Origin of the sequence: Yersinia rohdei ATCC 43380, assembly GCF_000173775.1 — a bacterium.
Lineage (GTDB): Bacteria > Pseudomonadota > Gammaproteobacteria > Enterobacterales > Enterobacteriaceae > Yersinia > Yersinia rohdei.
The window spans coordinates 17,677-26,863 of record NZ_ACCD01000035.1 but is presented as its reverse complement, the minus strand read 5'-3'; the positions used below and the strand labels follow the sequence as shown (position 1 = coordinate 26,863).

The following is a 9,187-nucleotide window of genomic DNA, read 5'->3' as shown; positions in this document are numbered from 1 at the left end:
ATTGATCCAGTGCTCTCTCATAAGTGGGAGAGCACAAGAGTAAGGAATATAGTCGTGTCTAAAGAAAAATTTGAACGTACCAAACCCCATGTAAACGTCGGTACTATCGGCCACGTTGACCATGGTAAAACTACCCTGACTGCAGCAATCACCACCGTTTTGGCTAAAACCTACGGCGGTAGCGCTCGTGCTTTCGATCAGATCGATAACGCACCAGAAGAAAAAGCACGTGGTATCACCATCAACACTTCTCACGTTGAATATGATACTCCAGCACGTCACTACGCGCACGTTGACTGCCCAGGGCATGCCGACTACGTTAAAAACATGATCACCGGTGCTGCGCAGATGGACGGCGCGATCCTGGTTGTTGCTGCAACTGATGGCCCTATGCCACAGACTCGTGAGCACATCCTGTTGGGTCGCCAGGTTGGCGTTCCTTACATCATCGTATTCATGAACAAATGTGACATGGTTGATGATGAAGAGCTGCTGGAATTGGTAGAAATGGAAGTTCGTGAACTTCTGTCTGCTTACGATTTCCCAGGCGACGACCTGCCAGTAGTACGCGGTTCTGCTCTGAAAGCGCTGGAAGGCGAAGCTGAGTGGGAAGCTAAAATCATCGAACTGGCTGGCTACCTGGATTCTTACATCCCAGAACCAGAACGTGCTATCGACAAGCCGTTCCTGCTGCCAATCGAAGACGTATTCTCTATCTCTGGCCGTGGTACTGTAGTAACTGGTCGTGTAGAGCGCGGTATCGTTAAAGTTGGTGAAGAAGTAGAGATCGTTGGTATCAAAGATACTGTTAAATCTACTTGTACTGGCGTTGAAATGTTCCGCAAATTGCTGGACGAAGGCCGTGCTGGTGAGAACGTTGGTGTTCTTCTGCGTGGTATCAAACGTGAAGATATCGAACGTGGTCAGGTTCTGGCTAAACCAGGTTCTATCAAACCACACACTACCTTTGAATCAGAAGTTTATATTCTGAGCAAAGACGAAGGCGGCCGTCATACTCCGTTCTTCAAAGGCTACCGTCCTCAGTTCTACTTCCGTACAACTGACGTGACCGGTACCATCGAACTGCCAGAAGGCGTTGAGATGGTAATGCCAGGTGACAACATCAACATGATCGTTACCTTGATCCACCCAATCGCAATGGACGACGGTCTGCGTTTCGCAATCCGTGAAGGCGGCCGTACTGTTGGCGCTGGTGTTGTTGCTAAAGTTATCGCTTAATTGTTTTATTGATTAAGTTAAGAGGGCGCTTCGGCGCCCTTTTTTATTGTCTAAAATAAACAATCTTAATTGAAATAACTCGCATTCTTATTTACACTTGAGGTATTGGTTAAGAAGTGAGTCATTTTATGTATGTTTGCCTGTGTAATGCGATATCTGACAAAGTGATCCGTAAAGTTATACGTCAGCACCATCCACATACCATTCAACAATTACGTCAACTTGTGCCAATAGGTACAGACTGCGGGAAGTGCATTCGACAGGCTAGAGAAATCTTGATCGAGGAGCGCTCTAATATTCCAGAAATGAATGATGTTGCCTAATAGTTAGCATGGAGAAGTTTTCTCCACACTTTGCCATCTAGTACTACACTTTTAGTACTGGAAGCGGAGGGTATTTCTATGAAAGGCGATAAAAAAATAATTGCACATCTTAACAAACTACTCGGAAACGAGCTGGTTGCTATCAATCAATATTTTCTCCATGCCCGAATGTTTAAAAACTGGGGGCTGATGCGCCTTAATGATAAGGAGTATCACGAATCCATAGACGAAATGAAGCATGCGGATAAGTATATCGAGCGCATCTTATTCCTTGAGGGCATTCCTAATCTGCAAGATTTGGGTAAGCTCAACATTGGCGAGGATGTAGAAGAAATATTGAAATCTGATTTAGCTCTTGAGTTAGCAGGGGCAAAGGATTTGCGTGAAGGCATTGCCTATGCGGACTCTATCCATGACTATGTCAGTCGTGATTTATTGAAAGAAATTCTGGCTGACGAAGAAGGCCATATTGATTGGCTTGAAACTGAACTTAGCCTGATTGACCGCTTAGGGATACAAAACTACTCCCAGGCCCAGCTGACAACCGGCTGATTTTTCATCGATTATTTTGTGGTTTAATGATTTAGCTATGACAACTTTATCCCAGAGAGTGAGACCGAATCAGGCTCACTCTTTTTCATTATCAATCCCCCGCTAATCACCATATTTACCCCTAATAAAATTATCTGGTAAGTTTTCGCATAGATTTTCAACACCAGCTTGCTTCCTGCTGGTATTTACGTATAATGCGCGGGCCTACCTAATCTTGATAGGCCAGATTGAAACTAATCTGTCGGTTACAGTCTAGCGCCGTAACTGAACAATACTCCCGATATGGGGGTTATATGTTGAACGATTACACTCCCCCATCAATCGAAATGGGTGCGAGGAGTAATCATTTACGTTTATAAATAATTGGAGCTCTGGTCTCATGCAGAACCAAAGAATCCGTATCCGCCTGAAAGCGTTTGATCATCGTTTGATCGATCAATCAACTGCGGAAATCGTCGAGACTGCCAAGCGCACTGGTGCGCAGGTTCGTGGTCCGATCCCGCTGCCAACTCGCAAAGAGCGCTTTACCGTTCTGATCTCTCCGCACGTCAATAAAGATGCGCGCGATCAGTACGAGATTCGCACTCACAAGCGTCTGGTTGACATCGTTGAGCCAACCGAGAAAACCGTTGATGCTCTGATGCGTCTGGATCTGGCTGCCGGTGTAGACGTGCAGATCAGCCTGGGTTAATCAGGTCATTGAGCGATTGAGAGGTTGAAACAATGATTGGTTTAGTCGGTAAAAAAGTGGGCATGACTCGTATCTTCACTGAAGATGGCGTTTCAATCCCAGTAACTGTTATCGAAATTGAAGCGAACCGCGTAACTCAGGTCAAAAGCCTGGAGAACGACGGATACCGTGCTGTGCAAGTAACTACCGGTGCTAAAAAAGCTAACCGCGTTACCAAACCAGAAGCGGGTCATTTCGCTAAAGCTGGCGTAGAAGCTGGCCGTGGTCTGTGGGAATTCCGCCTTCCAGAAGGTCAAGAGTTTACTGCTGGTCAAGAAATTAGCGTCGAAATTTTTGCAGACGTTAAAAAAGTCGATGTTACAGGTACGTCTAAAGGTAAAGGTTTTGCCGGTACTGTTAAGCGCTGGAACTTCCGTACCCAAGATGCTACCCATGGTAACTCCTTGTCTCACCGTGTTCCGGGTTCTATCGGTCAAAACCAGACTCCGGGCAAAGTGTTCAAAGGCAAGAAAATGGCTGGCCACCTGGGTGACGAGCGTGTAACCGTTCAAAGCCTGGACGTAGTACGTGTTGACGCTGAGCGCAACCTGCTGTTGGTTAAGGGTGCTGTACCGGGCGCAACCGGTGGCAACCTGATCGTTAAACCAGCTGTGAAGGCGTAAGGGGATAGCAATGGAATTAGTATTGAAAGACGCGCAAGGCGCGCTGACTGTTTCCGAAACTACCTTCGGTCGTGATTTCAACGAAGCGCTGGTACATCAGGTTGTTGTTGCTTATGCAGCAGGTGCCCGTCAAGGTACTCGTGCTCAGAAGACCCGCGCTGAAGTAACTGGTTCCGGTAAAAAACCGTGGCGCCAGAAAGGTACCGGCCGTGCGCGAGCAGGTTCTGTAAAGAGCCCAATCTGGCGTTCAGGTGGTGTGACCTTTGCTGCGAAGCCTCAGGACCACAGTCAGAAAGTAAATAAAAAGATGTACCGCGGCGCGCTGAAAAGCATTCTGTCCGAATTGGTACGTCAAGATCGTCTGATCATTGTCGAAAAATTCTCTGTTGAAGCACCTAAAACTAAGTTGCTGGCACAGAAATTGAAAGATATGGCTCTGGAAGATGTGCTGATCGTAACTGGTGAACTGGATGAGAACTTGTTCTTGGCAGCTCGCAACCTGTATAAGGTTGATGTTCGCGATGTAGCCGGTATCGACCCAGTAAGCCTGATCGCCTTCGACAAAGTGGTTATGACAGCTGATGCTGTGAAGCAAGTTGAGGAGATGCTGGCATGATTCGTGAAGAACGTCTGCTGAAAGTACTGCGCGCGCCGCATGTATCTGAAAAAGCGTCCGCTGCGATGGAAAAGAATAACACCATCGTTCTCAAAGTTGCCCTCGATGCGACCAAAGCAGAAATTAAAGCTGCAGTGCAGAAACTGTTTGAAGTCGAAGTCGAAGACGTTAACACCTTGCTGGTTAAAGGCAAGAGTAAGCGTCACGGTCAGCGTGTTGGTCGTCGTAGCGACTGGAAAAAAGCTTACGTCACCCTGAAAGAAGGCCAGAATCTGGACTTCATCGGCGGCGCAGAGTAAGTCGGAGGAGTAAACAATGGCAATTGTTAAATGTAAACCTACATCTCCGGGTCGTCGCCACGTTGTTAAAGTGGTTAACCCTGAGCTGCACAAGGGTAAGCCTTATGCCCCGTTGCTTGAGAAATTAAGCAAAAGCGGTGGCCGTAACAACAATGGCCGTATCACTACCCGTCATATCGGTGGTGGCCACAAGCAGCATTATCGTCTAGTTGACTTCAAACGCAACAAAGATGGTATCCCTGCAGTGGTAGAGCGTCTGGAATACGATCCGAACCGTTCCGCGAATATCGCGTTGGTTCTGTACAAAGACGGCGAACGTCGTTATATCCTGGCGCCTAAAGGCCTGAAAGCTGGTGACCAGATTCAATCTGGCGTTGATGCTGCAATTAAAGCAGGTAACACCCTGCCTATGCGTAACATCCCAGTTGGTTCAACGGTTCATAACGTAGAAATGAAACCAGGTAAAGGCGGCCAATTGGCTCGTTCTGCTGGTGCATACGTTCAGATCGTTGCTCGTGACGGTTCCTACGTTACTCTGCGTCTGCGCTCCGGCGAAATGCGCAAGGTTCTAGCTGATTGCCGCGCCACCTTAGGTGAAGTCGGTAACGCTGAACACATGCTGCGTGTCCTGGGTAAAGCAGGTGCCAGTCGTTGGCGTGGTATTCGTCCTACCGTTCGCGGTACGGCGATGAACCCGGTAGATCACCCGCACGGTGGTGGTGAAGGTCGTAACTTTGGTAAGCACCCGGTAACCCCGTGGGGCGTTCAGACCAAAGGTAAGAAGACCCGTAGCAACAAGCGTACTGATAAGTTCATCGTACGTCGCCGTAGTAAAAAATAATTAGAGGATAAGCCATGCCACGTTCTCTCAAGAAAGGTCCCTTCATTGACCTGCACTTGCTGAAGAAGGTAGAGAAAGCGGTGGAAAGCGGAGACAAGAAGCCAATTCGGACTTGGTCCCGTCGTTCAACGGTCTTTCCAAATATGATCGGTTTGACCATCGCTGTCCATAATGGTCGTCAGCACGTACCAGTCTTTGTAGCCGATGAAATGGTCGGTCACAAACTGGGTGAATTCGCGCCGACCCGTACTTATCGCGGCCATGCGGCCGATAAAAAGGCTAAAAAGCGCTAAGGTAGGAGGAAGAGATGGAAACTATCGCTAAACATCGCCACGCTCGTTCTTCTGCTCAGAAGGTTCGCTTGGTAGCGGACCTGATTCGCGGTAAGAAAGTGTCGCAAGCTCTGGAAACTCTGGCCTATACCAACAAGAAAGCTGCTGGTTTGGTTAAGAAGGTACTGGAGTCTGCCATTGCTAACGCAGAACACAACGATGGCGCTGACATCGATGATCTGAAAGTCACGAAGATCTTCGTAGACGAAGGCCCTAGCATGAAGCGCATTATGCCTCGTGCAAAAGGTCGTGCAGATCGCATCCTGAAGCGCACCAGCCACATTACTGTGGTTGTGTCCGATCGCTGAGACTCTGGAGACTAGCAATGGGTCAGAAAGTACATCCTAATGGTATTCGACTAGGTATTGTCAAAGCTTGGAACTCTACCTGGTACGCAAATACCAAAGAATTCGCTGACAACCTGGACAGCGACTTTAAAGTTCGCCAATTCCTGACTAAGGAATTAGCGAAAGCTTCCGTTTCTCGCATCGTTATCGAGCGTCCAGCGAAGAGCATCCGTGTGACTATTCACACAGCTCGTCCTGGCATCGTTATCGGCAAGAAAGGTGAAGATGTCGAAAAACTGCGTAAGGTCGTAGCGGATATCGCTGGCGTTCCTGCGCAGATTAACATCGCCGAAGTCCGTAAACCGGAACTGGACGCAAAATTGGTTGCTGACAGCATCACTTCACAGCTGGAACGTCGCGTTATGTTCCGTCGTGCTATGAAGCGTGCTGTACAGAACGCAATGCGTCTTGGCGCTAAAGGTATCAAAGTTGAAGTAAGCGGCCGCCTTGGCGGTGCTGAAATCGCGCGTACCGAATGGTACCGTGAAGGTCGTGTTCCGTTGCATACACTGCGTGCGGATATCGATTACAACACATCTGAAGCGCACACCACTTATGGTGTAATCGGCGTTAAGGTATGGATCTTCAAAGGTGAGATCTTGGGTGGTATGGCTGCTGTTGAACAACCGGAACCGGCTGCGCAACCTAAAAAGCAGCAGCGTAAAGGCCGCAAGTAAGGAGAATCGCTGATGTTACAACCAAAGCGTACAAAATTCCGTAAGATGCACAAAGGCCGTAACCGTGGCCTTGCGCAAGGTACGGATGTTAGCTTCGGTGAGTTCGGCCTGAAAGCTTGTGGCCGTTGCCGCCTGACGGCTCGTCAAATCGAAGCAGCCCGTCGTGCGATGACACGTGCAATTAAGCGTCAAGGTAAGGTCTGGATCCGTGTATTCCCGGACAAACCGATCACCGAGAAGCCGCTCGAAGTGCGTATGGGTAAAGGTAAGGGTAACGTAGAGTATTGGGTTGCCCTGATCCAGCCAGGAAAAGTTTTATTTGAAATGGCTGGTGTGCCGGAAGAAACTGCTCGCGAAGCATTTAAGCTTGCGGCAGCAAAACTGCCTGTCGGAACCACCTTTGTAACTAAGACGGTGATGTAATGAAAGCACAAGAGCTGCGTGAAAAAAGCGTTGAAGAGCTGAACACTGAGCTGCTCAACCTGCTGCGTGAGCAATTTAATTTGCGCATGCAGGCGGCTAGTGGCCAGCTGCAACAAACTCACCTGTCGAAACAAGTGCGCCGTAATATCGCACGTGTTAAGACTTTACTGACTGAAAAGGCGGGTGCGTAATGACTGACCAAACTCGTACTCTGCAAGGTCGCGTAGTTAGTGACAAAATGGAGAAATCCATGGTTGTTGCTATCGAACGTGTGGTGAAGCACCCTATTTACGGGAAATTCATCCGTCGTACGACGAAATTGCATGTACATGACGAGAACAATGAATGTGGAATCGGTGACGTGGTAGAAATCCGCGAATGCCGTCCATTGTCAAAGACTAAGTCTTGGACGCTTGTTCGCGTTGTAGAGAAAGCGATTCTGTAATAGAGTAGCCAACTCGCATAGAATGAACGGCTCAGAAAGTGAGCCGTTTATTTTTTCTACCCATAATCTGGATGCGGTGTTATAATGCTGCGCCCTCATTCATGGGGCTTTTAAACGACCTATTCTGGGTCCTAAAGTAGTAGTTGACATTAGCGGAGCACTAACATGATCCAAGAACAGACTATGCTGAACGTGGCCGACAACTCCGGTGCACGTCGCGTAATGTGTATCAAGGTTCTAGGTGGCTCGCACCGTCGCTACGCAGGCATCGGCGACATCATCAAGATCACCATCAAGGAAGCAATTCCTCGTGGCAAGGTGAAGAAAGGCGATGTGCTGAAGGCGGTAGTGGTGCGCACCAAGAAGGGTGTACGTCGCCCGGACGGTTCTGTCATTCGCTTCGATGGTAACGCTTGTGTTATTTTAAATAATAACAGCGAGCAGCCAATCGGCACGCGTATTTTTGGGCCGGTAACTCGTGAACTGCGTAATGAGAAGTTCATGAAAATTATCTCTCTGGCACCAGAAGTACTCTAAGGAGCGAACCATGGCAGCGAAAATCCGTCGTGATGACGAAGTTATCGTGCTAACCGGGAAAGACAAAGGTAAGCGCGGTAAAGTAAAGAATGTCCTGTCTGCTGGTAAGGTCATTGTTGAAGGTATCAACCTGGTTAAAAAACATCAGAAGCCGGTTCCGGCCCTGAACCAACCAGGTGGCATTGTTGAAAAAGAAGCTGCAATTCAAGTTTCCAACATTGCGCTGTTCAACGCGACAACCGGTAAGGCTGACCGTGTAGGCTTTAGATTTGAAGATGGCAAAAAAGTCCGTTTCTTTAAATCTAATAGCGAAACTATCAAGTAATTTGGAGTAATACGATGGCGAAACTGCATGATTACTACAAAGACGAGGTGGTCAAACAACTGATGTCTCAGTTTGGCTACAACTCTGTCATGCAAGTCCCTCGGGTCGAGAAGATCACCCTGAACATGGGTGTTGGTGAAGCGATCGCTGACAAGAAACTGCTGGACAATGCAGCAGCTGACTTGGCAGCAATCTCCGGTCAAAAGCCGTTTATCACCAAAGCACGCAAATCTGTTGCAGGCTTCAAAATCCGTCAGGGCTATCCGATCGGCTGTAAAGTAACCCTGCGTGGCGAACGCATGTGGGAATTCTTTGAGCGTCTGATTACCATTGCTGTACCTCGTATCCGTGACTTCCGTGGCTTGTCCGCTAAGTCATTCGATGGTCGTGGTAACTACAGCATGGGTGTGCGCGAGCAGATCATCTTCCCGGAAATCGACTACGATAAAGTCGATCGTGTACGTGGTTTGGATATTACCATTACCACTACTGCGAAATCCGATGATGAAGGCCGTGCATTGTTGGCTGCTTTTAAATTCCCATTCCGCAAGTAAGGTAGGGTTACTGATGGCTAAGCAATCAATGAAAGCACGCGAAGTTGTTCGCGTGAAACTAGCTAACAAATACCGCGCTCAACGCGAGGAATTAAAAGCTATTATCTCTGGTGTGAACTCATCCGACGAAGATCGTTGGAATGCTGTTCTGAAGCTGCAGTCTCTGCCGCGTGATTCCAGCCCGTCCCGTCAGCGTAACCGCTGCAACCAAACTGGTCGTCCGCATGGTTTCCTGCGGAAGTTCGGGTTGAGCCGTATTAAAGTCCGTGAAACCGCAATGCGCGGTGAAATCCCGGGCCTTAAAAAGGCTAGCTGGTAATTGTC

At 48.4% G+C, this 9,187-nt stretch carries 18 protein-coding genes; all 18 read left to right on the top strand.

What is annotated here, in order from left to right:
- Window positions 1–54 precede the first annotated feature (54 nt).
- Window positions 55–1,239: an elongation factor Tu gene (gene tuf, locus YROHD0001_RS02080; RefSeq protein WP_002212326.1), complete on the top strand. Its 1,185-nt coding sequence runs from the start codon at window positions 55–57 to the stop codon at window positions 1,237–1,239.
- Window positions 1,240–1,367: 128 nt separating this feature from the next.
- Window positions 1,368–1,562 carry a bacterioferritin-associated ferredoxin gene (gene bfd / locus YROHD0001_RS0118700; protein WP_032818082.1) on the top strand — a complete coding sequence of 65 codons (195 nt, stop codon included), beginning with the start codon at window positions 1,368–1,370 and terminating at the stop codon, window positions 1,560–1,562.
- Between the two features lie 78 nt (window positions 1,563–1,640).
- Window positions 1,641–2,114 carry a bacterioferritin gene (bfr, locus tag YROHD0001_RS02085; RefSeq protein WP_004716382.1) on the top strand — a complete coding sequence of 158 codons (474 nt, stop codon included), beginning with the start codon at window positions 1,641–1,643 and terminating at the stop codon, window positions 2,112–2,114.
- A 379-nt stretch (window positions 2,115–2,493) separates the two neighbouring features.
- On the top strand, window positions 2,494–2,805 hold the full coding sequence (rpsJ, locus tag YROHD0001_RS02090; protein ID WP_001181005.1) for a 30S ribosomal protein S10: 312 nt from the start codon (window positions 2,494–2,496) through the stop codon (window positions 2,803–2,805).
- Window positions 2,806–2,837: 32 nt separating this feature from the next.
- Window positions 2,838–3,467, top strand: coding sequence for a 50S ribosomal protein L3 (gene rplC / locus YROHD0001_RS02095; protein ID WP_004709250.1), 630 nt, complete (start codon window positions 2,838–2,840; stop codon window positions 3,465–3,467).
- Window positions 3,468–3,477: 10 nt separating this feature from the next.
- Window positions 3,478–4,083, top strand: a complete 606-nt coding sequence (gene rplD / locus YROHD0001_RS02100) for a 50S ribosomal protein L4 (RefSeq protein ID WP_004716380.1) — start codon at window positions 3,478–3,480, stop codon at window positions 4,081–4,083.
- Window positions 4,080–4,382 carry a 50S ribosomal protein L23 gene (gene rplW, locus YROHD0001_RS0118695; RefSeq protein ID WP_032818080.1) on the top strand — a complete coding sequence of 101 codons (303 nt, stop codon included), beginning with the start codon at window positions 4,080–4,082 and terminating at the stop codon, window positions 4,380–4,382. Before rplD ends, rplW begins: the two co-directional genes overlap by 4 nt.
- A 16-nt stretch (window positions 4,383–4,398) precedes the next feature.
- Window positions 4,399–5,223 (top strand): 50S ribosomal protein L2, encoded by an 825-nt coding sequence (rplB, locus tag YROHD0001_RS02105; protein WP_004709246.1) that lies wholly within the window; start codon window positions 4,399–4,401, stop codon window positions 5,221–5,223.
- Between the two features lie 14 nt (window positions 5,224–5,237).
- Window positions 5,238–5,516 (top strand): 30S ribosomal protein S19, encoded by a 279-nt coding sequence (gene rpsS, locus YROHD0001_RS0118690; RefSeq protein WP_032818077.1) that lies wholly within the window; start codon window positions 5,238–5,240, stop codon window positions 5,514–5,516.
- 14 nt (window positions 5,517–5,530) lie between these two features.
- The gene (gene rplV, locus YROHD0001_RS0118685; RefSeq protein WP_004391423.1) at window positions 5,531–5,863 is read left to right on the top strand and encodes a 50S ribosomal protein L22; all 333 of its coding nucleotides are present in this window, start codon (window positions 5,531–5,533) and stop codon (window positions 5,861–5,863) included.
- 17 nt (window positions 5,864–5,880) lie between these two features.
- Window positions 5,881–6,579, top strand: a complete 699-nt coding sequence (gene rpsC / locus YROHD0001_RS02110) for a 30S ribosomal protein S3 (RefSeq protein WP_002221644.1) — start codon at window positions 5,881–5,883, stop codon at window positions 6,577–6,579.
- A 12-nt stretch (window positions 6,580–6,591) separates the two neighbouring features.
- Window positions 6,592–7,002 (top strand): 50S ribosomal protein L16, encoded by a 411-nt coding sequence (gene rplP, locus YROHD0001_RS02115; protein WP_002218940.1) that lies wholly within the window; start codon window positions 6,592–6,594, stop codon window positions 7,000–7,002.
- Window positions 7,002–7,193, top strand: a complete 192-nt coding sequence (gene rpmC, locus YROHD0001_RS0118680) for a 50S ribosomal protein L29 (RefSeq protein WP_005159843.1) — start codon at window positions 7,002–7,004, stop codon at window positions 7,191–7,193. The genes rplP and rpmC overlap by 1 nt, the downstream gene beginning before the upstream one ends.
- Window positions 7,193–7,447 (top strand): 30S ribosomal protein S17, encoded by a 255-nt coding sequence (gene rpsQ / locus YROHD0001_RS0118675; protein WP_004718590.1) that lies wholly within the window; start codon window positions 7,193–7,195, stop codon window positions 7,445–7,447. The genes rpmC and rpsQ overlap by 1 nt, the downstream gene beginning before the upstream one ends.
- Before the next feature lie 165 nt (window positions 7,448–7,612).
- The gene (gene rplN / locus YROHD0001_RS0118670) at window positions 7,613–7,984 is read left to right on the top strand and encodes a 50S ribosomal protein L14 (protein WP_002213325.1); all 372 of its coding nucleotides are present in this window, start codon (window positions 7,613–7,615) and stop codon (window positions 7,982–7,984) included.
- Window positions 7,985–7,994: 10 nt separating this feature from the next.
- Entirely contained in the window at window positions 7,995–8,309 is a 315-nt protein-coding gene (gene rplX, locus YROHD0001_RS02120) for a 50S ribosomal protein L24 (protein ID WP_004709242.1), read from the top strand.
- A 14-nt stretch (window positions 8,310–8,323) separates the two neighbouring features.
- Window positions 8,324–8,863, top strand: coding sequence for a 50S ribosomal protein L5 (gene rplE / locus YROHD0001_RS02125; protein ID WP_004391419.1), 540 nt, complete (start codon window positions 8,324–8,326; stop codon window positions 8,861–8,863).
- Window positions 8,864–8,876: 13 nt separating this feature from the next.
- Window positions 8,877–9,182 carry a 30S ribosomal protein S14 gene (rpsN, locus tag YROHD0001_RS02130; protein WP_004391418.1) on the top strand — a complete coding sequence of 102 codons (306 nt, stop codon included), beginning with the start codon at window positions 8,877–8,879 and terminating at the stop codon, window positions 9,180–9,182.
- The last annotated feature ends 5 nt before the right edge of the window (window positions 9,183–9,187 follow it).